The organism is Arthrobacter sp. ISL-72 (assembly GCF_018613755.1).
In the GTDB taxonomy this organism is placed as follows: Bacteria; Actinomycetota; Actinomycetes; order Actinomycetales; family Micrococcaceae; genus Arthrobacter.
The window spans coordinates 1-23,255 of record NZ_JAGGPP010000036.1; the positions used below are offsets into that span (position 1 = coordinate 1).

The following is a 23,255-nucleotide window of genomic DNA, read 5'->3' on the forward strand; positions in this document are numbered from 1 at the left end:
GTGAAACGCCGTATCGGTGAGCCCGTACCCGCACGCGGCCTTCCAGCGCAGGTCGTACGTCAAAGCCTCCGCCGCTTCGCGGTCAGAAAGACCCTGCAACGCCTGCAGCACCAGCACCGATCCGATCACGGGTGCCGGAACTGAAGGGCGGCCCCGCCGTGACGGGAAGAGGTCCTCCATCATTGAATCGGGAAACAACCGGCCCCGATGCCCGGCCAGAAAAGCGAACACACTGCCCGGAGCCAACAACTCCCCGGCCAGTGCCTCCACATCCAAATACCCGCGCTGCGCGTCCTCGCGTCCCTGCATAAGACCAGTCTTAACCACCAGCCGCGCCAGTCCAGCCGACGCGCCTTGACGCTCGCGATTAATTCAGCAGGCTCCTAGGGCCGCCCCTGTCATTTTCAGAAGCTGACTGCACTGACTTTCCCGTAATTTCGGGGTAGTGCAGATGACTTCTGAACACTGGCTGCTCGATACTCCTCTGCACCAAGGTCACTTCGGCTCAGCACTCCGCCGCCCAATGGCTTAGTGCAGAGGACTCCTGACATTCAGTGCACATGACTTCTAAAAATGACGGGCATTCGCCTGACAGCCGCCGCAGATCCGGTCAGACCAGCCAGCGCCACCAGCGTGACTGCTCCGGTTCCGGCGTCGGTTCCGGCTCCGGCTCCTCGCCCAAGGCCAGCGCGGCCTCGACGATGTCGTCCGCGGTGAGCGTCATGACGGCCTCACGATCGAGCGCGTCGAGACTTTGTTCCTCGTCGAGCGACAGCCGCAGCGCCTGGCGGTTGAGCGCCTGCTCGAACAGCGTGCGGGCAAACCGTGCGTTGCCGGAGTCCTCGCCCGCGTGGAGCCCGGTGAGGATGCGGCGCAGCATCTGGTCCGCACCCGGCTCCAGCGTGTACTCGTGCTGGGCCAGCATCTGGTGGAAGATCGTCTGGAGTGCGTCGACGGAGTAGTCGGGGAACGTGATCTCGCGGGCGAACCGGGAGCGCAGTCCGGGGTTCGAGAGCAGGAAGGACTCCATCAGCCGCGGGTACCCGGCCACGATCACGACCAGGCGGTGGCGGTGGTCCTCCATCCGTTTGAGCAGGACCTCGATCGCCTCGGGGCCGAAGTCCATCCGGCCGTCCTCCGGGGCCAGCGCGTAGGCCTCGTCGATGAACAGGACGCCGTCCAGCGCACGCCGGATCACCCGGTCCGTCTTGATGGCGGTCGCGCCGACGTACTGCCCCACCAGGCCCGAACGGTCGACCTCGACCAGGTGGCCTTTCTGCAGCAGACCGACCGCGCGGTACATCTCGGCCAGGAGCCGCGCCACGGTGGTCTTGCCCGTGCCCGGGTTTCCGAGGAACACCAGATGCTGTGATGTGGCCACCTCCGGCAGGCCGTGCGTCTTACGGCGGGCCTGGACCTGGAGCAGTGCGACGAGGGCCCGCACCTGTTCCTTCACGGTCTCCAGTCCGACCAGCGCGTCGAGCTCGGCCTGCACCTCGGACAGCGGCCGGGCCGGCCCGGGCCTCGCACCGATGAGATCGCCGACCAGGTCGTCGACGCGCTCCGAACCGGGCAGCTTGAGCTGATCGACCAGATGGCCGATGGTTTCGCGCAGGTCGTCGAGCGGATTGCGGCTGGCAGCCATGCATCCACTGTAGTACTCAATTCCCGACCGGGGTGGGGTTGGCCTCACCAGTATCAACTCCCTTTTGGTCGTAGTGTTCACGCGGTACAGGCAGTCTCCGTTGGATAATGCGGGCACTGGCCGTGCTTTCGGTGCCGGCTACGGCACCAAGGATGAGGCAGAAACTGCAGGTCGGGACGCTGCCCAGGCCGACAAGGTGGAGCACGTCATCAAGAACCAGGACGGGAAGATCGGCCCCAAGAACAGCTACGGCAATGATCCCCGGAATGTCCCGGGCTGATCCGGCAGTTCACGCCATCGCGCAGCGGTGTCGGTGAAACAAGAAGGGCCGGCTGTTGGGCTGGCCCTTCTGTGTTCTCCTCGGCAAAGGAAATCTATGGTTCAGCCTAGCTGAAGTTTTGTAGTGGTTGCCGCCGCAAGGGTGGACGTCACCGTTTGGGCAGCGCGGCACCCTGGTTGCGGGGTGGGCGGGTGCGCTGATCGCCCGACTTCTAGAAGGTTCCCGGCCCTTACGTGATGAGTGGCCGGGGGTCTTGCCGGGCGGGGGTGCCGCCCGGCAAGCTCGTCTTTATGCGGCCGGGGTGTCCTCGGCTGGCTTCTGACCGTCGAGGATGATGCTCTCGACCTCGCGGTCAACATATCCCCACGTGACGAGGTAGTCCCGGTGGGTCTGGGACGGTGAGCCCATGAGTCCTTGGCGATGGTCTTTTCATATCCGGCGCAGACCAGTGCGATCAGAGCGGACTCCGGCCGTGCCGTGGTCTTGGCGACGTGATCCCTTAGCGGGTTCCATGCCCACCGGTCGGACTCTTCGAATTTCGCGCCGATCATTTCGGCGGCGACTTTGCCTTCGTAGCCGCTGCGGTTTCGGGGTGGTGGGTGATGGCGTGGACGGTGAAATACTGCCAGCCCTTCGGTGCCTGCTTCCTGGCGAGCAGGGTCTTGACCCATTCGCGGCGGACTGTGGTGGCTTCTCTGCACTTTGCAAGTGCGGACAACAAAGGGCCCGTCGTGGATTGCTCGCTTGGGCGCGAGAGAGCGCCGCAAAACCTCCGCACTCCAGGGGTGCCGGACAACAGATCTCTCCTTGCACCGGGCCGCCGCGAAAGAGGATGGCCGGGATCAGACGCTTCCACCCCGCCTGGGAGAACCTTGAGGGGGGATGGTCTCCGTTCCTTGAAACTGCCGCTCCTGCAGGTCGTTCAATTCCTTCTTGAGATCCCAATGGACCTGTTGACGGGTGTCTACCCGAATCGCGGGAGGAGGCTTACAGTCATAGCAATCGAATTGGGGGATTTGTGATGGAGAAATTGACCAGCCCGGACAAGAAGAGTTCGGCGTCCCAGAGTCACTTGGGGCCGCCTGTTCCTATCGTTGCCGCTGTGGCTGGTCCTGTGCTCGTTATTCTCCTAACGGGGTATCTGACGATGCAGCTACAGGCTGCCTACGCCAATGCTCTTCTGGGCTTCAACTTCCGGGTTGTAGGGGTCCCGGGAGAATGGTTGCCCTACGTGTGGCGGCTTGGCTTCGTTCTACTCGCTGCGGCTGCGATTCTGGTCTACCGCGTTGCAATTCGCGGTACGGCTGCGCGGCTCACGACTCTCACGATCCTCGCGGTCTTTGCCATCATCGGCAGCCCGATTGGGTCGGGGCTCCCCCTTGACGAGAAGCAGTACCCCCTCATGCTGTTTATGGGGGTAGAAGGTGCAAAGTCGCCGTTCACGCTCGTACTTATCGGGGCAATTATGGCCGAACTGATTTCCGAGGCCCGGAAGGCACGAGACTGACAGCGGGCGATGTGCCAGCAGAGAACCCACCCGCGTCGGTCCACTAGTTATGAGCAGGCTTCCGAAAATAATCTCCCCCGTCTTAGCTCTGCTTCTGGCGGGGTGCGCTGGTTCGCCGTCGGATTCGTTTCGTCGTACCTCCAGCGGCGACAGTTCCTGGAACCTCGGCGCAACTCACCCGAGACATGACACGCTGAGTCCCTGCGATAAGACCCCAGCATCGAAAGGGCAGTCATTTCTAACGATCTGCCGGCTTCGCAGCTTGGGATAAGACTCTTGCCTGGTACAACGGAAAAGGACGCGGTACGTATTGCCGAATGCCTCGCCCGAACTCTCACCAGTGGAGAGATATGGATTTCGTCGCCCAGTTGAGTTCAACGAGGCGTTTTCGTCAGGAGGAGCGAAGCCGGTTATCCTCCCCCTGGTGGGCAAAATCGGCAAAGACGACTCTGGTTGCCCCCGAGGAGGTTTTCTCGAACTGGCTTCGCTGTCACCTCATTCAAGCGCGGATGGCCGGGATGCCCAGATTGGTCGGATAGCGCTGCAAGGATCTTTGTGCGTCGGCACGTTTTTCTTTGAGGAATTTGAGGGTGAGATCGATGCCTTCGAGTTCGCCGAGCCACCCTTTTGTTTCAGCGAGCTCGCGCCGGGCTATAGGGTCGGTTTTGATCTCGTCGAGGCGAGCGATCATGCCAGGGTCACCTTGGAGCATGGGGCAGCGGATGCAGGCGTGTTCGTGTTCGCAGGGGGTGGCGTAGGGGCGGCCGCAGTTGCCCAGCTCGACCTTGCGTTTGTCGAAGTGCTCTTCGAATTCGGCCCATTCCGTGGTGCTCGGTGGGCTGCCATCAGGCTAAGTTGCACCTACGACAATTTCCCGTGGCAGCCGAAGCCACAGCCGAGCGGAGACCAGACGCACTGGCTGGCCACTCCCTGAATGGTGAACAACACCGCAAGCCGGGATGCTGCAAACACGGTTAACGGCTGAGGGCCCCGCAGCACCTGGCCGCGGGACCCTCAGTAATCCATAACAGGGAACCTGCCCCTGTCTTCCTCTACAGTTTAGTCCTATGGCCGCAGCGCAGCAAACACCGATCGAACGGGTCCTCCAGCACAGGATCAGCCCGGAGCGCCTCGCACCCTACATCCGAGAAACACCAACCCTGCATGAAGCCATCCGGCTCTACCGCTGGAACATTGACCTCTCAGGCGCCGTCTACGAAGCCCTACACGTTTTCGAAGTCGTCCTGCGCAACGCTTTGGACGAACAACTCTGCATCTGGAACGCATCTCAACCGGACCCCGAAACCGGTCGACTGCATTCATCGGACTGGCTCATCGACCCAAGTGCCCTGCTGCTCCGCATCGCCGGCCGCGACATCCCCGACGCCGGGCGTCGCGCACTCAAATCAACGAAGCGCAGACCACACGGCCAACGAGAACCTCTCCACGAAGACATCCTTGCCGCGATGTCCTTCGGAACCTGACGCTTCATCCTGCCCGGGCGCCACGACGCCGGCAAACAACGCCTCTGGGACGAAGCGCTCCACGAAGCATTTCCCTATCTGCGCAGAACCTCACGCGAGCTCGAACGCGCCGTCGAAGGCGTCTATCACCTCCGGAATCGGATAGCCCACCTCGAACCGATCATCAACAGCAACGTCACGGCCCAACTGGTCAACATGCGAACCGTCATCGGCGCCATCGACCCACAACTGCTCTCCTGGTTCACCAGCACCGAACGCATCAGCACTTCACTCACCGCGCGGCCCTCCCCTGCACCAGACGGACAGACAGCGCGACCCTCAAGCCTTTGACCTGCATGCCTGCCGGGCCACTTTGAGGCCCCTGGCGCAGGGCCAGCGGCCTCATTAGCCGCAAGCGCCCTGACCAACAGGCGCTGGAGTTCGCTGTCGTGCACTCCATTCGCCACCAAACACTTACTACGACGCGGTGCTCACCGCGAGCGTCCACTGGCCAGGCGTGCGAGGGTCCACCTAGGAGTGGGCAAGATCCACGACCACGGAGTCGGGGCTGAGATACCGTCAGACCGTTCCCCCTTCGCCTCGCCATTACGGCCCTGCTCACGAGCGCGCGGCCGCCAAAGCGTCGGCTGCAAGCAAATTCGCCACAGCCTCCTCCTCGAGGGCGAGGCCGCATTCGGCCATGGCGACCGCCAGTTTCGGATCCCACGGGGATTCGGCTGGGGTTCCCGCCAGACGAAGCGAAGGGTTCCCGTCTCGCACAGCGGCACGGTAATCGGCGTCCGCGTATCGCCACGGCATCCACTTCACTCGCGCGCTGAGCGAGCGGGCGATTCGTAGACCGGCCCAGTCGAAGTCACCGTGATAGCGGCATTCTGCCCCTTCTCCTGCGAGTCTTGTTAGCAGCTCAACTACCGCCGTGCTCGGCTGACCGGATGTGCACACAAGCACTGGCCCTCCCGCGGTGGACGTCCCGCCCGTAGCGGAAGTTCGTGCCCAGCGCTCGGCCACAACTTCGACGATCGTGGGGTTCTCGCAGGAACAGCACTCCGTCGTGCGGAATTCTGCCGAGCAGGTCCGCGATGGAAGCCCCACGGGTCAGCACCAAGTAGTCGATGAGCTGCTCTTTGTAGGCCACGAAGGCATCCACATCCGCGTCGTGGAGGTCGATTGTGCGCTGAATCGATCCCATAAACGCCACCGCGTTCTCGGCCAGCTCGGCGAAGCGTTCGCGCAGGCTGCGCAGGGTCTGGTGGGTCACGGCCGGGTCCGCGGGCTCGCCCGCGCTGTGGGCGGCAACAGCGTCGGCAAGGCTGGTGAGCAGCACTACGATGTCCTCCAGCGCCACCGACTGCAGGGCACCGCGAGTACCAAGTGCGACGTCATATTGCGCGAGCGCACGCTCGGCCGCCTCCCCCTCACGTGACATCTGGAAAAGCATCCGCCGCCGATAAAAATCCTCCAGCGCCGTAACCCTACTCGAGTCGGGAAAAGCAAGCAGGTTGGCCCAGCCGGGTTGGGATAATCGCTCCAGCGCCTCCGTGACCGAGCCCTCCTCGACCGGTTCCCCGCCGTCAGCACTGAGTCCCATTGAGACCTGGTCCGGGCGGACGTGGACCGTGAACCGTTCCTTCTCCGACATCAGCACACGCATGATGCGGCGATACAACGGAGCGTGGGGGGTACTGAGGTAGGCGAAGGGGCCGTAACTGCCTGACGCGCCAATGGCATTTGGCATGGAGAAATGTGGAAGGTCCGTCATAGCAACAGATCCTCCCACGGGGCACTGACACTCGTAAGATGTCAGGCGAACTAGGGCTAGCAACCTTCCCCAGTTACCTAAGCCGAGCCGCCCGTTCAATGGTTCCAAGGTCCGCGAGGAACCAACCGAGCCGCTCCGAATCCCTGCGAGTCGCTAGAATCCGGCACATGTGCTCAGCATGAGGGCTGAGCGCCCAGGCATGTGCCGCTTTGAATTGCCCCAAGGTCCATCCAGGACAAACATGCAAACGCGGCTCCCGTGACGGCTGGCAGGAGCTTTGCAAGCCAGCTCCGCACCAAAGTCGGCCAGGCCATGTTGTACCCGCACCCCTGAACCATGAACAGGTGTTGGCCACCCAGACCAACCCGACAGAACGGGAACGAGGAACCGCGTAACCCAACCCACAGCAGGCGGAGGGCCCACTAGCCAGGACCCTGAACCCGCCACCCATACACCTTAATGCGCCACCGCGGCGGCGAGGCCACAGCCGCGCCCTAGCGTCAGAGGGACGCCACCACAAGCTTTTGTACACACGTCAAAGCAAAAACCCCTCTGACCTGTGGAAACACTCTGCCCGAGGTGGGACTCGAACTGCATTCCAGCCCTTGCAAACACTGGGAACTCCTGCAAAAATCCCCAATCCGGCCCAGTCCGACCGATGTACGAGCCGATCCGAAGCCCAAATTGTGGACACTGTCCACACCTTAACTTCGTGGCTGACGGAGCCCCCAGTCAGAACGCGGGTCCCGAAGAGATCCGGCTGTGTTTGTCCGGACAGCTATCTACTGCAACATGTCCGCCATGCTTCACATGCGGCTAAGCCCGTCGGCAGTCGAGACCCCGAATTGTCGAGGATTTCCCCCGCTGCGTTCTTCGGCCTGACCTTCCTAATCATTTGTTTACTCCGGTGGGACCTACCGGTGATGTCCCCACCGCTGCAGCACGAACAGGGCCGCGAGGGCCATCAATCCGCCTAATGGCGTCGCCCAGGAGAAGATGGTGCCAGCAGATGGCCAGGCAACGTCCAGCAGCATCGATCCGGCTAACTGCCCGGCAACCAGGCCCATCGAGAAGAGTAGGGCACCAACGGTGCGAACGATGACTGCGCCAAGCAGCACCACCACGGGACCGATGAGCCCGGCGGCCGGGTACCACCACTTCACCTCGGCCAGACCGACGAGCACGCCCGTTCCATGGCCAGCAAGCTGCATCGCTGCCGTGACCGCCAGCAGCGCGGCGATACCGAAGACATAGGTGGCCAGCCCGGCAGGCTCAGGGCGTCCGGTGGCAGCCGTGACCGAGCCGTTGAGCGCCATTTGCCCCGACATAAGCACCCCGGCCGTGAAGACCACGACAAAGATCAGGACAGTGGCAGCCCATGAGTTCCCTAGCCTGGGTAGCGAGGCGGCACCCACCCCGGCCAGCGCCAGAACTACCGCAGCCAAACCAAGAGGAGTGAGCCGGAGACGCCGGCCCGGTGACCAGCCGAAGTGGTCGATCGACGCGCTGGACACTATTTGGCCGAAGATGAAGAAGAGCGAAAAAAGCGCCACGCCGACGACTTTCACTGTGGCTGCCTGGGCCAGCACCGCCAAGATACCCATCGGGCCACTAAGGCTTATCCACCAGCCAATCTCGCCGCTGCGCAACTGGCGCGGGAACCTGCGAACTGCGGCCCGAGCCCGGGGGTGCACAAGGCTGAAGGAGGCCGTGGTGGCGAATCCGAGGGAGAACACCACCAGCGCCGCGGCGTACCCGTCGCCCAGGTCGGCGGCCAAGAAGGAGTTAATCCGGGCTTGAGCAGCCAGCATTGTTCCGATCACCAAGCTCATGGAGATCAGCGCCGCTCGTCCAAGCATCCGGAGCCTTCCCGTTACTAGGCTACGAGCGGACGTCTACGAGGGTGCGTCGCAGCGTGCGCGACAGATCCGCGACGTCCGATACCCAAGATGACAGCCCGGCGGCGCTATCTGCCGCGAGAATCGCCTCCGCGCACGCCGCGGCCTGGTCAGCGAGCCCGGACGACGCGTCCGCTTCTCCCACTCCACACATTCCCAGGAACTTTTGAACCAGGGTCTCATTTGAGAACCGGGTCGAATCGGACCAGGGATCGCCAAGCGCGTTGTCGGCCGTTGCCGCAAATCGGCTTCCGCGGGCAAAAACTTCGACGCCCCCTGGGATGCCGCGCCATTGGCCGGCCCCCATCCACTTTGCGATGTTTGAGGAGCTGGGCTCAGGTTTGACGGTTACTTTCCCGCGGAAGGCGACCATGCGGGGAGCGGTCATCGCTTCCCGCTCGTACCAGGCCGGGCCTGCTGGAATGCCGTATGCCATGGCAGCGATCGCGTGGGCATGGCTGAATTCGGCCGTCAGCGGGTCTGCCGGCTGCTGTGCGCGGAAGATCTCTGACAAGGCAAGCGGATTGGCCCTCACGACGACGCCCTCAATCTCCTCCGGCTTCAGGCCGTGCTCTTCGATCAGACGTGAGAATGCCGTCAGGGGATGATGTATCCACCGGCAGCATGGCCAAAGCTTGTAGGTGGTATTGAGTATCTGCCAGTCAGAGCCCAGCCGGCTGATCAGGAGATCATCCTCGTGGGTGGGTGATCCATAAAACCGCCAGAAGGCGTTGTCTCCATCCAGGATGTCCAGGAACCCCGTGCTGCCCAGTTTGCTGAGCAACGTTGCGGAAACGCCGATATCGGCGCACCAGCCAGCATCGGCGTACTTGTACATCGGTTGGATCCGGGCTTCCGCCCATTTGCGGATAGTGGGCTGGGGCGAGTTCGCCCCTGCCAGCCCGAACGCATGATTGGTCTGCACGGAATCGAGTCGCGCTGCACTGGCTGCCGCCCCGACCGCAGCCCACGTCACAGTCGCCGGCGGTCCGCCAAGCTCATTCCAGCCCACAACTTCACCGTCCCTGACCTGGAACGGGGCGCCCATCCAGCTTCCGATTCTGGCGCCGACATCGAACCCCACGGCAATTGCAGTCAAAAGGTCTGTGTCGCTGCCTTCGAATTGTTCAGTCAGGGCGAGAGCAGAAAACACGGTCGCATTGCCGAAGTGCGTTGAGGTCGGAAACGTATCGTCCGCGTCCAGCACATTGGCCAGGCGCGCGTTGGCATATACAGCATTGGTTGCGGACGTCTTGATGCCCAGGCCCAGGACCGTCGCGTTGGGACCACCGCCGAGTGACTCAACATGCTGCAGCGCGATCCTTCCACTGGGTGTGTTGATGGCGCCCAGCGCACAGCCAATGGTGTCCAGAAGCAGACGCCTGCTTTCTTTCACCACCTCTGTCGGCAGAGCCTCGTAACGGGTATTGGCAACGAACTCGGCCAACTGCCGGGTGAGGTTCAATTGAGTCTCAGGCATATCTTGTCCCTTCCTTCGAAGTCTTTTTGGAGCATTCGTACCGCCGCGACCCCACTGCAGGGGTTGCAGGGCTAACGCAGGGAAGCTGCCTTGGCGTCGTCGAGCTCGTCCTCCAGGGTCTTGTCCCCATCCGTGGAGATCACGGCCTTTTCGCGGGCGTTCGGCAAGCCGAACACCGCCACGGCGATGCCAATGACCGCGAAAATCGTGACGTAGTAGGCGACGGCCATGGACGAGAACGATGAGGTAAGCCATGTCGCGACATAAGGGGCACTGCCGCCGAAGACCGCGAAGGCCAACTGATAAGGCAGGGCACTGGCGGTTGCGCGGACATCAACGGGGAACAGCTCGACGACGGCGAAACCTGCCACCAGGTTCATCGGATACATGATGATGATCCAGCCGGTGATAGCCACGGTTGCACCCACGGGGCCCTGACCGATCAGCAGGAATGCAGGAATAGCCCAGATCACCAGGGCTGCCGCGTTAAGACCCGCGAAGGTCTTGCGGGAGACCCGGTCCGACCAGCGGCATATTCCCTGAACGGCGGGGATGCCAAGAAGGAAGCCGATCGCCATGATGCCCAAAGCCGAGGACATATCGTAGCCCTCGAATTTGACCAGCAGGGTCACCATGAAGCCGATAAGGATGTATCCGCACAGCGACACGAGTGCGACCCACCCGAATAGGACAAGCATCTCCTTCTTGACGGTGCGAAAGGCCTGGACGAGCGGAACGTGCCGCTTATCGGACTTTGACACCTCGGCGGCTGCCGCCTTGAAGACATCGGATTCCTGCAGCTTGAGCCGCAGGTAGAGGCCGAGGAGGCCCAACGGGGCCGCAATCAGGAACGGCACACGCCAACCCCATGCAGTCATTTGTTCCACTGTGGTCATCGACTCCATTAGCAGCGAGAGCAAGATGCCGCTGACCACGCCGCCCATAACCGCGACGACCAGCCACGATCCGTTTCGGCCGCGCTGGTTGGCAGCAGACTGCTCGAGGACCAGCACGTAGGAGTTGCTCTGCTCACCACCTGCTGAGAAGGCCTGGGTCAGGCGGCAAAGAAGCAGCAGGGCCGGGGCTGCTACGCCGACCTGGGCGAAAGTCGGCAGTACGCCGATCAAGGTGGTGGCCAGACTCATGAGGATGACAGCCAGGATGAGTGCGCGGCGGCGGCCAACGCGGTCGGCGACGTGACCAAACACGATTGCCCCGACCGGGCGCATGACGAAGGCACCGCCGTATACGGCAAACGTGGCCAGGAGGGCAGCGACCGGGCTGATGGTCGGGAAGAACAGCTGTGAGATCATGACCGCGAAAAAGCCGTAGAGGCTGAAATCGAAAAATTCTATAAAGTTGCCGATGGCTCCAGCACGGGTGACTTCCGTGCGCTTGCGCCGTAGTTCCCGGTCCTGCAATGAGATCGTCGTGCTCAACGTGCCTCCAAAATGAGGGGCTCCGAGTGCCGGTAGACAGGAGAAACCTGGTGGCACCTTTGCCGGGCGATGAATCAGTCAGGTGGGCTCAGGAAAAGCGAGCAACACCCATTCGACTCATTGGTAGAACCATTACGCTACGACCACCATCATGTGATGTCAAGCACAAAAGGTTCCGCACCGCGTCGGCCCTCCGGCTGGGTGCGCCACAAGCCGCCAACCTCTCGCTTAAGCCGCCCTCCTGCAGCGTAAAGACCTTACTACTAGCGGTCTTACCAATTGACCAATGAGCCAAATCCGCCTACTCTTGAACGATAATTTGGACGCTGCGACGGAGGGACGGATTCTTCAGACGCAGCGGAAGCCGGACCGGCCGATACGCAGCGCGGACGGCAGCTGCCCCTAACCGGCTCCGTTCCTTCACCAACCCACACGAGAGGAACAGACGACGATGTCGACGCTCGCCCCGAAGAAACCTGCCCAAAAGAACAAATGGCTGAGGTTCTCAGCGACGGCCGTGGGTGCGATTTCAGCCCTCGGAATTTTGGTTCTCCTGGCCCGCTGGCTCATGGCTGAGCCGGCGGTCCAAGGGTTCGTGGCCGAATATCCGGGGAACGGCACCCTCCCGCGAGACACTCCCGAGGGCTTGCCGGCGTGGCTCAACTGGCAGCACTTTTTCAATGCCTTTTTCATCGTTCTGATCATTCGGACCGGCTGGCAGGTGCGGACCTCGACAAGACCGTCCGGCCAGTGGACCCGAAATAATTCAGGCTTCCTAAGGACCAAGCGCCCCCCGAAGAAGATCAGCCTGGATCTGTGGCTACACCTGACCCTCGACACCCTGTGGGTACTCAACGGCGCAATCTACATCGTGCTGCTCTTCGCTACCGGCCACTGGATGCGGATTCTGCCCACATCCCTGGACGTCTTTCCGAACGCCCTGTCTGCACTTTTGCAGTACGCCGCATTTGACTGGCCGCTCGAAAATGGCTGGATCCATTACAACGCCCTCCAGCTGCTCAGCTACTTCGCAACAGTCTTCATCGCAGCCCCGCTTGCCATCATTTCGGGGCTTCGGATGTCCGGAGCCTGGCCGCAATCCGCCGCGCGAATCAACAAGGTGTACCCGGTCGAGCTGGCCCGTAGGATCCATGTTCCCGTCATGGTCTACTTCGTGCTGTTCACGGTTGTTCACGTAACACTTGTCTTCGTGACCGGCGCCCTGCAAAACCTAAATCACATGTTCGCTGCCCGGGACGACGACGGCCTGCTCGGCTTCGGCCTCTTCGCCCTGGCCCTCCTCGCGATTATCGGCAGCTGGTTTCTGGCGCGTCCGCTCTTCCTTCGTCCCATCGCCTCGCTGATGGGCAAGGTCAGCCGCTAAATCCGTGTCAGTCAGAAGTTGGCTCAATGTCATTGACATCACGGCCACTAATTGCTCAAATAGCATAAAGGTCTTACCAATAGAAATAAGAAGCAGTTCACTTGGTATCGGGCAAAGACGCCCCTATACCGATCGATCCGCTTCCGCTACACCGGCAGCTTGACGGAGCCGGCCCCCCCCCCCCCTTCCAACACGACCCGAGGGAAAACACTATGGCAACCACCCATTCTCCGGCAGTTTCCGAGAATGCCCGCATGCGCAAAGTACGCAGAGCCGGCGCAATCGGAAACTTCATTGAGTACTTTGACAACGCGCTCTATGCCTACTTTGCCGTGACGATCGCCAAGCTGTTCTTCCCCACTGTGGACCCGGTTGTCGGACTCCTTTCCACGTTCGCGGTCTTCGGCCTCGCATTCTTCATCCGCCCGGTCGGTGGGATTGTCTTCGGGCACATCGGCGACCGTTTCGGGCGCAAACGCCAACTAATCCTCGCCCTCCTGCTGATGAGCATCGCCACCACCATCCTGGGCCTGCTTCCCACCTATGACACGGTGGGAATCCTCGCCCCGATCCTCCTGATCGCTTGCCGCCTGCTTCAGGGCTTCTCCGTAGGAGGCGAATCCACCGGCGCTTTTGTTCTCGTGGTGGAGCATTCCAAAGCCCAAAACCGCGGGCACAACACGGCTCCTCTGATCGTGGCCTCAATTGCCGGCGCCGCCTGTGCAGCGCTCACGGCAATGATCACCACCTCGATGCTTTCACCAGAAGCCCTGATCAGCTGGGGCTGGCGTCTGCCATTCTTCATCGCTGTGCCGCTCGGAATTGTCGGACTCTACCTTCGCCTGCACATTGACGAGTCGGATGCGTTCAAGGACGCCGCCAAGGAATCCGCCGTGATCAATAGTGCGGCTGGCCACCGGCACTCGCCATTGGTGCAGGCCTTCCGCACCGTACCGAAAGAACTGTTCATCCTGTTTAGCTGGGTAGCCCTCCAGGCGGTGGCCGGATACCTGACAGTCGGCTACATGGTCTCCCACCTGGTCCAGTTTGAAGGCTTCCAGATGTCAACGGCGCTGGGGATCCTGGTCGTCGGCATGGTCATCGCCATGATTGCCTGCACCTTGCTGGGACGGCTTATGGACAAGATGACACGCAAGAACTTCGCCACTCTCATGTCGACGGGCCTCGCGGTTTGGGTACTCCCGGCCTTCATTCTCATGTCCTGGGGCGCAGTGCCGGCTGCAATCGGCCTCGGAGTCTTTGCATCCTTGATGTACTCAACGATGATTGTCTCCGGCGTTGCTATCGTTGAACTTTTCCCGGTGGATGTCCGTGCCAGCGCCAGCGGCTTCGCCTACTCGGTGGCATTCTCCGTCTTCGGCGGAACTGTGCCGTTCATTGCGACCTGGATGTCCGCCAGCTTCGGTGCAACGGCGCCGGCCTACTACGTGATGGTTTTTGCCGTCGCGGGAATCTTCGTTGCGAGGTTCGGTCTTCCCAATGCCCGTGAAATGGATGTCATCGCGGATCCGATCAAGTTAGGAAGTCCAGGAGCGGAACTCCCTGTCCGCGCCCAGCAATAGACTAATCCTTAGGCAAGAGTCCAACTGGGTTCGACTGCCTTTCCAGACCAAAACCCCATAGAATTCAAGGAATCCGTACGCACATCGATGATGTTGCGTGCGGATTCCTTCGAACGACAGGCACAGGCGTGACCGCTCCATCCCCCGGCGAATCAGTTATCACGAAGGTAGCGCGAATCTTGGCCTCCTTCGACCGCCAGCAGCGCTCACTGCCCTTGACCGCGCTGGCTGACCGGGCAGGGCTCCCGGTGCCCACCACGTACCGCCTCGTGTCGGAACTTGTTCGCCACGGGCTACTGGAGCGCGATGAGTCCAAGCAAATACGTATCGGCCTGCGCCTTTGGGAGCTCTCCACCCGCGGCAGTGACGCCCTCTCGCTTCGGGATACCGCCCTCCCCTATATGGAGGATCTCTTCGAGAGCCTGGGCAGGCTGACTACCCTCTCGGTGCTCGAGGGCCACACCATCCTCTACCTGGAGCGGCTCACACCGGAAGGCTTGGACCTCAACCGTGCACTGGTAGCCCAGCGGCACCCGATTCACGCCGCCTCCTCCGGGCTGGTTCTTCTTGCTTTTGCGCCGGCTGCATTCCAGGAGCAGTTTCTTTCCAAGCCGCTTGCCCGATACACGCCGGACACCGTCACAGACCCGGAAACCATTCGCAAGATGCTGGCCGATATCCGGCAGAAAAGAGCCTGTATTGCGCCCGGCATCGGCACACCAGGATGGACCGGGATGGCGGTTCCCGTCTTTGGCACCGGCAACCGGGTGGTGGCCGCCCTCAGCGTTGTTTATGCCCTCGGGACCGAGCGCGCGGCCGAGGCTATTCCTGCCATGCAAGCCGCTTCCTTTGGCATCTCAATGGCCCTGGGCGCCCAACCCCCGCGGCGGAACTGAGGCGCTTACTCTGGCCGTTTTCACTCAGTGAAAGTTTGCCTGGTGTTGGGAGTCACACATGGCACGGTGGAACTACCAAACCGCTATCACTGAAAGGACAAGGATGTCCGCCAACGCTGAACTAGCAAACCCTGCTGCCGAGGTCCCGGGAGCATCATCTATTCCGGGCACCGAGCTCCCGTACTCCCATGAAATCGCCTGGCCCGAAGGCCTGGCGCCGTGGACTGTTATCGATGAGACGGGCACCCAGGGAGAGCCCTACGCCCACTTCAAGTGGATGCGCGAGCACCACCCGGTACTCCGGGTCCATCATCCTGATGAGGACGTCTATTTCATCGCGCGGTATCAGGATGTCCGTAAGGGCATGCGCACTCCCAAGATCTTCCTAAGCCAGGTCAACGACGTTCCGCCGTTCGCATTCCCCACCCTGCTGGACGGTCAAGCTCACATCAAGCTGCGAAAGGTCATCGCTTCTGCCTTCATTCCGAAGGCGATCGCTCTGGTTACTGACCGCGTCCGCGAAGTGGCTGAAGAACGCGTCAACGCACTCGTGAACTTAGGCAGTGCAGAGGTGGTCAGGGACGTATCCCGCCCCCTTACCATGGCCACTATCAGTGGGATTCTCGGGGTTCCTGTCGAGGACCTGAATAAGGTTCATCTGCTCTCAGACTCCATGTTCGTCTACTTCGCCCGCCTGTCCCGCATGGCGCCGGGCACCGATGATGACGAAAACTACACCATGGAGTTCTTCGAGTACCTCCGGCAGACCCTCCATCGTCTCTACGATGAGAAAAGTGAGACTGTTGCCGGGCATATTGCCCGTTCATGGAAGGACGAGGGGCTCCTGACGGAGCAGGAGGCCATCGAGCTGTGCGCCTTCGTCTTCGTGGCGGGGTTCGAGACCACCGAACGGCTGATCGCCGGCGGGTTCCGCGAACTGCGGGCAAACCCTGCCCTGCTGCGCCGCCTCCGGGAAAATCCCGAGGAGGATGGTGCAAAGTTCATCGAGGAACTGGTCCGCTTTCGGGGGCCGGTGCACAAGGCCCCCCGCCGGACAAAGGAGGACTTCGAATTCTCCGGTGTGACCATTCCGAAGGGTTCCATCGTCCGGCTGCTGCTGGCGTCGGCAAACCGCGATGAGGCCCAATGGGACCACGCGGATGAGTTCGACATCGACCGCGAGACCGATGGCCACTTCGGCTTTGGGCATGGTGTTCATGCCTGCCTCGGCGCACCGCTTGCCCGGCTGGAGAGCACAATCCTCTTCCAGGTACTTGCCGAACAGGTGGAGAAGGTGGACTTCGATCCGGAGAAGGATCTGACCCTCCTCAAAGGCAATAGCCTCACCAACGGCGTGGACAGCCTCCGCGTCACCATCACGGCGCGACAGGGCGGGTAGCCCCCAGCAACAAACCGAAGGCCGGCAGGAGCTCCTGCCGGCCTCCGGCGTTTAAGGCCCGTTATGCACGCAGAAAGGGTGCCGATCCTCCTGCGAGGATCGGCACCCTTTCTGCAAATTGCAGTGAACCAAAGGATTAGAGCTGCAAGGCTATGAACTTCGTCTCCAGGAACTCCTCGATGCCTTCCTTGGCTCCTTCGCGGCCCAACCCGGACTTCTTAACTCCTCCGAAGGGCGCCGCAGCGTAGGCGACTGTGCCGCGGTTCAGCCCTACGTTGCCGGATTCCAGGTCCTCAGCCACCCGGACGGCGCGCCGGAGGTCTTCGGTAAACAGGTAAGAGACCAATCCGTAGTCCGTGTCGTTGGCACGGCGGACCACTTCTTCCTCTGACTCGAACGGAATCAGTGCGGCCACCGGGCCGAATATCTCGTCGCGGTTCAGGGCAGCGGTCTCGGGAACGTCGCGCAGGATAGTTGGCGGGTAGAAGTAGCCGGCCCCCGGCAGCGGTGAACCGCCGAGCACGAGCTTCGCGCCGACGTCGACCGCGTCCTTAACCATCGCCCCTACGGCAGCCAGCTGCCTGGCATTGATCAGCGGTCCCAGGTTCACGCCGGCGTCGGTGCCCCGTCCCTGAACGAAAGCGGACATCCGCTCGACGAGCATCTCCTGGAAGCGGTCGATGATCGAGGAGTGAACAAAAATCCGGTTTGCGGAGGTGCAGGTCTGGCCTGCATTCCACATCTTGTTCATGACGAGGCTGTCGATGGCAACGGTCAGGTCCGCGTCCTCGAAGACGATGAACGGTGCGTTGCCGCCCAGTTCCATGGACGTGCTCAGAACCTGCTCGGCGGCCTGTTCCAGAAGCTTCACGCCCACCGGGGTTGATCCGGTGAAGGAGAGTTTCCGGGCAAGTCCGGAGCGGATCAACGGTTCCATCACGCCGTTGGAATCGCTGGTGGTCACCACATTAACAACACCGTCCGGGACTCCCGCGTCCTTGAGAACTTCCGCGAATGCCAGCAGCGTCAACGGAGTCTCCTTCGCAGGCTTGACCACCGAGGTGCAGCCTGCCGCGATGGAGGGTGCGAGTTTGCGTGCCGCCTGCGAGAGCGGAAAGTTCCAGGGGGTGATGAGAATAGCGGTGCCGATGGGCTGGCGGGTAACGATCATCCGCCCACCGCTGACCGGGTTTACCTGGTAGTTTCCTTCCGTGCGGACCGCTTCTTCAGCAAAGTGCTGGATAAAATCGCCGGTGCTGGCGATCTCTGCCCTGGCTTCGGCCAGCGGTTTACCGGCCTCCAGGGACATAATGGCAGCGATCTGCTCGGTCCGCTCCTGCAACAGCTCCAGCGCGCGGATCAGCATTTTGGACCGCGAACGTGGTGTAGTGCGGGCGAAACCGGGCTGGGCGGCCACGGCGGCTTCGAGTGCGCGCCGCCCATCCGCCGGCGAGGCGTCTGCCACAGCGCAGAGCACCTCGCCGGTGGCGGGATCGAAAACGTCCAGGGTCCGGTTGTCCTCGGCGGGAACCCACTGACCACCAATGAAGAGGTCCTTGTGCACCAGCGCGAGCGCCGCATCTTCAACGATCAGGGCAGAAACAGTCATATCTTTCAACCTTCCGTTTGATGAACCTTGTTAGACCAGGCCGTGGAGTCCCTTGACGGTGAACGCGTAATCCACCTGCAGGTCCTGTCCGCTCACATACGACGCCAGATCGGAGTTGAGGAAGATGAGCGCCTTGGCCTGGTCCTCAGAGGTGGCTTGTGCCCCGATCAGCGAGATATGCGAACCCTTGAGGCCGGCGGCGTTGAGGGTGAAGTCGTCACTCATTGGAGTGGCTGTAGATGCCGGGGAAACGGCGTTCAAACGAATTCCCTGGCCGGACAGCTGGTATGCCCGGTGCTTCATCCACACGATCAGCGCTTCCTTGGAAACCATGTACGGCACGTTCACGCCGGGGAAGTCCGCAAAGAGCTCGTCGCGGTTCTCCTTGAACCACTGCTGCGCTTCTTCGAAGCCCGCGGTGGTCACAAAAGGCACGAGCTTCTCGGCCCGCTGCTGCCAGCGCATGCCGCCCGTGGAGGCAATGACGGCCACCGCTCCGCCCTGGGGAAGCCGCGGGATCAGTCCTTCGATGAGGTGCCGTCCGCCGATGAAGTTGATGGTGAGCACGTCCAGCTCGGAGAAGTTGCGGCCGGAGTAGATCTCGCCGGCTATGCCTGCGCAGCTGAAGACGGCGTCCACCTTTGCCGGGAGGGCGGCCAGTGCTTCATCTATGGAGATCCGGTCACCAAGGTTGATTTTGACGAAAGTGCCTAGCGGCTCTTTGGGTTCGTTAATGTCCAGGGCATAGACGGTGGCGCCCTGACCGGCCAGGAGTTCGGCGGTTGCCTTACCCATGCCTGAGGCAGAGCCCGTGACGACGACGATTTTTCCGGTGTAGTTGAGCAGATCAGTCATTGTTATACCTTTTCCGTTTCGTAGCTGGCATCCCTGTTCCGGTATGCCTGTTTGGTTCCCGTATCCCGGCGTTCCCGGAAGAAATTGAATTCGTCCTTTTCGAAGGACAGTCCTGTTCCCAGCGTGTGACCCACAACGCCGCGGATGAATTGCTGTGAGGCGCCCAGTGAGTCCAGCGCCATCTGGTGCATCGCCTTGCCCAGGACCAGGGCGTCTTTAGGGTTGCGGGCTACCCTTTCCGCCCACTTCTCCGCCGTGGCCTCCAGCTCGTCCTCAGGGACCGAGATGTTGGCCAGGCCTATCCGTTCGGCATCCTTGCCGTCGAACTGGGACCCGAACAGCAGCAGTTCCCGGACCTTCTTTGGTCCGTAGGTGAGGATCTGCATGTTCAGGTGCCAGGTGTTTCCGGCAAAGCCGAGCCGCTGCTCGGCGTGGCTGAACCGGGCATTGTCGGCGCACACCACCATGTCAACGAGCTCGGTCAGGTACATACCGAAACCGACGGCGGCTCCCTGGACCTGTGCGATGACCGGTTTGTGTGAGTACTGGAAGGCCATGTATTCCTCTGCAAGGCGTCGGTCGATCTGCAACCTGGCCCGCTGGCTCATCTTGAACTGCTTCCCGTCAGGGCCCTTTCGGTCCAGTCCGTACACCCTGACCACGTCATCAAAGTCGTGCCCCGCGCAGAAGGACTTGCCGTTGCCTTTAAGGATGATGACTTTGATGTCGTCGTCGTCTTCGAGTTCGTGAAGTTTGGCGGTCAGAAACTGGGCATCGTCGAATGTCATGGCGTTGCTCTTGTCCGGGCGGTTGAAGATCAGCCGGCCAATGGGGCCGCTGCGTTCAACGAGTACCGGATCCTCTGGTGTCGTCATGGTGCCTCCGAGATAGTTAGTGCGAGTGAATGTGTGATCGCGTGCGGGTCGATGGCGTCGGGTCCGGCCGGAAGAACGGATTGCAGGGTCCGCGGACCCTGCAGCTCCACCTGCCGTTGCGGGCTGGCCCAGGGCCGGCCGGGAACGCGGAGGTCACGGCCGTCGGCTGTCCGCAGGACGTCGAAGAAGTCGCGGTGATCGCGCAGCTGCACGTCCTCCATGACTTCGGTTACGGAGCGGACCGGGGCAACCGGGACCGCGAACTTCTGGGCGAGGGCCAGCAGCTCATCCCGGGTGTGTTCCAACAGCCACGGTTCGATGAGGGCGTCCACCTCGTCCGGATACTTCATGGCAATCCCGTAGAGGTCCTGGTACCGCTCATCCTTGGCCCAGGACGGGTCGCCCATCATCGCCAGAAGGCTCGCCCATTCGCGGTCACTGCGGCAGATCATGGCAACGTAGCCGTCGCGGCAGGCGAAGAACCCGAACGGGTACCGGCCCCCGGAACCCGGTGCGCGCCGGCCATCCCGCTGCAGCGGAATGCCGTAATAGGAGGCCACCGCACCGTAGATTCGGACGTAGGACGCGAGGACTTCGGAACCCGCAATTTCCGCAAGCCGGCCCTGCCCGCTTCGTGCGGCCGAGAGGAGGGCGGTTGTCCCTGCTGCTGCGCCGTGCAGGCCCAGCTGCAGTGAGCCGATGCCGTAAGGGAGCGCCAGTGGCTCGCGCTGCGGGTCCCCCACCATCTCCATCAGCCCGCTCAGTGCCTGCATGGTCAGTTCCCCTGCAGGACCCTCTGTTTCCCAGCCCACTGCTGAGAGGCGGACGTAGCTCAGGCGCGGATTGAGGCTGCGGAGCGAGTCCCAATCAAGTCCACGGCGCACCAGCTCGTCCTGGGGAAGGTCCGTGACCACGAGGTCCGCGAACGGCACGAGCTCCTCAATCACAACGTTGTCCTGGGCGGTTTCCAAGGCAACAACGTCCTTGTGGGCATCCAGGAATATCCGCGCGGCATCAGTCAGGCGGGCCCGGCGCCGGCTGTCCTCGAGGGTCACCACATCCCCGCCGGCATCGGTGATGAGCTTGCCGGCGAAGGCCGCAGCCCGGGTGGTCCCGAGTTCAATGGTCAACGTGCCCTGCAACATGGTGTTGGTCATCGCAGCACTCCCTTTGCTTCGAAATCGGCCAGGCCCGCGGCGTCCACGAATCTGGAAAGGATGGTCGGGTTATCGCCGCCAAGCAGCGGCGCGGCGCCAAGGACACGGGGCAGCCGCCCGTCCAGGTGCCAGGGGACGCTGGTCACTTTGACCTCGCCGATCATCGCGTGCGGGTGTTGTACCGTCTGGGTGAAGCCCCGTGCCGCGAAGCCCCGGTCCTTGGCCACGCCCGTGGGAGTCAGGACGGGGGCGGCTTCGATTCCGCGGACCCGGAGCCGCTCAAGGAGAGTTTCCCTGGCAGACCGCCTTCCTGCAGGCAAATTCTTGAGCTCGAGCAGCTCGCCCTCGGCCAGCGTGCCGGACTGCGTGTCCACCGCGGCAATCCACTCGTCCGGACGCTCGGTGGGAATCAGAGTCCAGGGCGTGCCGTCGGGATCTGCGTTCCCCCGCGGGAGCGGGGCAGAGCCGTTAAGCTCCGCCTCTACGAACGCTTCGCCGGCCAGAGTGGAAGCGGCCTCAATCTGCGACAGGTCCACATGGGTACCGTGGCCCGTCTGTTCCCGGCCCTTGAGCGCTGCGGCAACGAGGAAGACCCCCGTGAAGCTGCAGTTGAGATCGGCCAGCGCAAGCGCCGAACATCCCATGACCTGCCCATCGTCGTATCCGATCAGGCCCTCAACTCCGGCCAGGGCGGACATGACCGGGGCGTAGGAGCGCTGGGTGCGCAGGGGCCCGGTCTGGCCGTAACCGCTGGCGGACAGGATAACCAGGCGCGGGAACTTTTCCCGGAGGCTTTCCACAGTCAGGCCAAGACGGTCCAGCCAGCCCGGCACGAAGTTCTCGATGAAGACGTCCGCATCGCCCAGAAGCTTCAGGAAAAGTGACTGGCCCTCGTCAGTTTTGAGGTTCAGGGTCACGCTCTTCTTGCTGGCGCTGGACTCGTGCAGCAGCTGGAACGACTCATGCGCGGGAAAGCCCTCGGGATCGGTAGGCCGCGGCAGCCTGGCCCGGTTCACGTCCGGCTTTGCACGTGACTCAACCTTGACTACTTCGGCACCAAGCTCGGCGAGCACGCGTCCGATCAGCGGAGCGGAAACGGCGGTGGTAACCTCAACAACCTTGACGCCGCGGAGCCACTCAATTTCCGCCAGCGCCGGCCCGGCCGGCTCGCTAGACATGAGAGCCAGCCTCGGCGTTGAGCGCCTGCGGCGCCCATTCGGCGAGGACCTCTTCGGATTCCAGCACGTTACCGCTCAGTTGGTCCGGCGTGGCAGAACAGAGGACGACGGCGGCACGCGCCATCACGTCCGGGCTCTCGGCGTTCGGGTCATCTGCCTTCAAGACCCCGTGGAACACCGGTCCAGGCGTGGCCACGAGTCCCGTGGGCCGCAGTGCGTTGACCGTGACACCGTCTTTGAAACCTTCGGCTGCGAAACCCGAGGTGAGGCGCTCCAGGGCTGCTTTGATCATGCCGTAGATAGTGGTGGTGCCCTTGGCGTTGAAACGGGTTGGCGGGATGTCCGGATGACGTGATTCTCCGGACGTGATGTTAAGAATCCAGCCCTCGCCGCGTTCGCGCATGCCGGGAAAGACCAACTGGCTCAGGTGCAGTGGAGCCTGAACCTGGATGTCGAACATGAGCTGTGACCGGCTGAGCTTCAGTTCGGCTGCAGGCTGGAAGAAGGTGACCGCGGCATTGTTGACCAGGATGTCGATCCGGCCAAAATGCTCAATGCCTTCACGTACGATGCGCTGACGGTCCTCTTCGCTGGTCAGGTCCGCGACGATGCTCAATGCCTGCCCGCCCGCAGCCTCAACGGTGGCAGCCGTCTCCTCAAGTGTGCCTGGAAGCTTTCCCGGCTCCTCATTGCTGGAACGCGCGGTCAGGATCACTGAGGCGCCCTCTTTCGCGAATTCCTCCGCGATAGCGGCGCCAATGCCACGACTTGCCCCCGTTATCAAAGCAACTCTTCCGTCTAGAACGCCCATGTTCTGTTCTCCTCTG

General features: G+C 62.1%; 22 protein-coding genes and 1 pseudogene. 7 read left to right on the forward strand and 16 right to left on the reverse strand.

Translation table 11 applies throughout. The annotated features are described in order from the left end of the window. On the reverse strand, window positions 1–309 hold a 309-nt coding region (locus tag J7I92_RS21885; RefSeq protein ID WP_214840820.1), incomplete at its 3' end, for a transposase. Window positions 310–610: 301 nt separating this feature from the next. Continuing rightward, window positions 611–1,645, reverse strand: coding sequence for an AAA family ATPase (locus J7I92_RS21890; protein WP_214843925.1), 1,035 nt, complete (start codon window positions 1,643–1,645; stop codon window positions 611–613). A gap of 100 nt (window positions 1,646–1,745) precedes the next feature. Between J7I92_RS21890 and J7I92_RS21895 the strand changes: the two genes are divergently transcribed. Beyond that, window positions 1,746–1,925: a DUF2188 domain-containing protein gene (locus J7I92_RS21895; RefSeq protein ID WP_251040313.1), complete on the forward strand. Its 180-nt coding sequence runs from the start codon at window positions 1,746–1,748 to the stop codon at window positions 1,923–1,925. Window positions 1,926–2,213: 288 nt separating this feature from the next. Here J7I92_RS21895 and J7I92_RS21900 read toward each other — a convergent pair. After that, window positions 2,214–2,622: pseudogene (locus tag J7I92_RS21900) on the reverse strand (chromosome partitioning protein ParB); the annotation flags it as partial. Window positions 2,623–2,946: 324 nt separating this feature from the next. On the opposite strand from J7I92_RS21900, the gene J7I92_RS21905 reads away from it, so the two are divergent. Next, the gene (locus tag J7I92_RS21905) at window positions 2,947–3,432 is read left to right on the forward strand and encodes a hypothetical protein (protein ID WP_251040314.1); all 486 of its coding nucleotides are present in this window, start codon (window positions 2,947–2,949) and stop codon (window positions 3,430–3,432) included. Between the two features lie 499 nt (window positions 3,433–3,931). On the opposite strand, the gene J7I92_RS21910 is transcribed toward J7I92_RS21905, so the two are convergent. Next, window positions 3,932–4,123 carry a hypothetical protein gene (locus J7I92_RS21910; RefSeq protein WP_214843927.1) on the reverse strand — a complete coding sequence of 64 codons (192 nt, stop codon included), beginning with the start codon at window positions 4,121–4,123 and terminating at the stop codon, window positions 3,932–3,934. A 376-nt stretch (window positions 4,124–4,499) separates the two neighbouring features. On the opposite strand from J7I92_RS21910, the gene J7I92_RS21915 reads away from it, so the two are divergent. Continuing rightward, window positions 4,500–4,916, forward strand: a complete 417-nt coding sequence (locus J7I92_RS21915; RefSeq protein WP_214843929.1) for a hypothetical protein — start codon at window positions 4,500–4,502, stop codon at window positions 4,914–4,916. Between the two features lie 90 nt (window positions 4,917–5,006). Here the strand turns inward: J7I92_RS21915 and J7I92_RS21920 are convergent, their stop codons facing one another. The 6 genes from J7I92_RS21920 to J7I92_RS21945 all read right to left on the reverse strand — a co-directional run bounded on the left by J7I92_RS21920 (window position 5,007) and on the right by J7I92_RS21945 (window position 11,492). Further along, window positions 5,007–5,144 (reverse strand): hypothetical protein, encoded by a 138-nt coding sequence (locus J7I92_RS21920; protein WP_214843931.1) that lies wholly within the window; start codon window positions 5,142–5,144, stop codon window positions 5,007–5,009. 369 nt (window positions 5,145–5,513) lie between these two features. Next, window positions 5,514–5,924, reverse strand: a complete 411-nt coding sequence (locus J7I92_RS24725; RefSeq protein ID WP_396020442.1) for a DUF2399 domain-containing protein — start codon at window positions 5,922–5,924, stop codon at window positions 5,514–5,516. After that, window positions 5,821–6,675 (reverse strand): TIGR02677 family protein, encoded by an 855-nt coding sequence (locus J7I92_RS21930; RefSeq protein ID WP_214843935.1) that lies wholly within the window; start codon window positions 6,673–6,675, stop codon window positions 5,821–5,823. The genes J7I92_RS24725 and J7I92_RS21930 overlap by 104 nt, the downstream gene beginning before the upstream one ends. Window positions 6,676–7,589: 914 nt before the next feature. Beyond that, complete coding sequence (locus J7I92_RS21935) at window positions 7,590–8,534, reverse strand: DMT family transporter (RefSeq protein ID WP_214843937.1); 945 nt, start codon at window positions 8,532–8,534, stop codon at window positions 7,590–7,592. A 22-nt stretch (window positions 8,535–8,556) separates the two neighbouring features. Next, window positions 8,557–10,053: an MmgE/PrpD family protein gene (locus J7I92_RS21940; RefSeq protein ID WP_214843939.1), complete on the reverse strand. Its 1,497-nt coding sequence runs from the start codon at window positions 10,051–10,053 to the stop codon at window positions 8,557–8,559. A gap of 71 nt (window positions 10,054–10,124) precedes the next feature. Then, window positions 10,125–11,492 (reverse strand): MFS transporter, encoded by a 1,368-nt coding sequence (locus J7I92_RS21945; protein WP_214843941.1) that lies wholly within the window; start codon window positions 11,490–11,492, stop codon window positions 10,125–10,127. A gap of 451 nt (window positions 11,493–11,943) precedes the next feature. Here J7I92_RS21945 and J7I92_RS21950 point away from each other — a divergent pair, with 451 nt between their 5' ends. The 4 genes from J7I92_RS21950 to J7I92_RS21965 all read left to right on the forward strand — a co-directional run bounded on the left by J7I92_RS21950 (window position 11,944) and on the right by J7I92_RS21965 (window position 16,754). Continuing rightward, on the forward strand, window positions 11,944–12,876 hold the full coding sequence (locus tag J7I92_RS21950) for a cytochrome b/b6 domain-containing protein (protein ID WP_214843944.1): 933 nt from the start codon (window positions 11,944–11,946) through the stop codon (window positions 12,874–12,876). A 254-nt stretch (window positions 12,877–13,130) separates the two neighbouring features. Continuing rightward, window positions 13,131–14,459, forward strand: coding sequence for an MFS transporter (locus J7I92_RS21955; protein ID WP_214843946.1), 1,329 nt, complete (start codon window positions 13,131–13,133; stop codon window positions 14,457–14,459). A gap of 128 nt (window positions 14,460–14,587) precedes the next feature. Beyond that, on the forward strand, window positions 14,588–15,355 hold the full coding sequence (locus tag J7I92_RS24460) for an IclR family transcriptional regulator (RefSeq protein WP_214843948.1): 768 nt from the start codon (window positions 14,588–14,590) through the stop codon (window positions 15,353–15,355). Between the two features lie 103 nt (window positions 15,356–15,458). Continuing rightward, a complete protein-coding gene (locus J7I92_RS21965) occupies window positions 15,459–16,754 on the forward strand; it encodes a cytochrome P450 (RefSeq protein ID WP_214843950.1) in 1,296 nt (431 codons plus the stop codon). A 136-nt stretch (window positions 16,755–16,890) separates the two neighbouring features. On the opposite strand, the gene J7I92_RS21970 is transcribed toward J7I92_RS21965, so the two are convergent. From J7I92_RS21970 to J7I92_RS21995, 6 genes are read right to left on the reverse strand one after another with little or no spacing between them, the layout of a single operon-like run. Further along, on the reverse strand, window positions 16,891–18,363 hold the full coding sequence (locus tag J7I92_RS21970) for an NAD-dependent succinate-semialdehyde dehydrogenase (RefSeq protein ID WP_214843952.1): 1,473 nt from the start codon (window positions 18,361–18,363) through the stop codon (window positions 16,891–16,893). A gap of 30 nt (window positions 18,364–18,393) precedes the next feature. Further along, window positions 18,394–19,218, reverse strand: coding sequence for an SDR family oxidoreductase (locus tag J7I92_RS21975; RefSeq protein ID WP_214843954.1), 825 nt, complete (start codon window positions 19,216–19,218; stop codon window positions 18,394–18,396). Window positions 19,219–19,220: 2 nt separating this feature from the next. Further along, window positions 19,221–20,093, reverse strand: a complete 873-nt coding sequence (locus tag J7I92_RS21980) for an enoyl-CoA hydratase/isomerase family protein (RefSeq protein WP_214843956.1) — start codon at window positions 20,091–20,093, stop codon at window positions 19,221–19,223. Continuing rightward, window positions 20,090–21,250: a CoA transferase gene (locus J7I92_RS21985; protein WP_214843958.1), complete on the reverse strand. Its 1,161-nt coding sequence runs from the start codon at window positions 21,248–21,250 to the stop codon at window positions 20,090–20,092. Before J7I92_RS21985 ends, J7I92_RS21980 begins: the two co-directional genes overlap by 4 nt. After that, the gene (locus tag J7I92_RS21990; protein WP_214843960.1) at window positions 21,247–22,428 is read right to left on the reverse strand and encodes a CaiB/BaiF CoA-transferase family protein; all 1,182 of its coding nucleotides are present in this window, start codon (window positions 22,426–22,428) and stop codon (window positions 21,247–21,249) included. Before J7I92_RS21990 ends, J7I92_RS21985 begins: the two co-directional genes overlap by 4 nt. Further along, the gene (locus J7I92_RS21995; protein WP_214843961.1) at window positions 22,421–23,239 is read right to left on the reverse strand and encodes an SDR family NAD(P)-dependent oxidoreductase; all 819 of its coding nucleotides are present in this window, start codon (window positions 23,237–23,239) and stop codon (window positions 22,421–22,423) included. The genes J7I92_RS21990 and J7I92_RS21995 overlap by 8 nt, the downstream gene beginning before the upstream one ends. Between the last annotated feature and the right edge of the window lie 16 nt (window positions 23,240–23,255).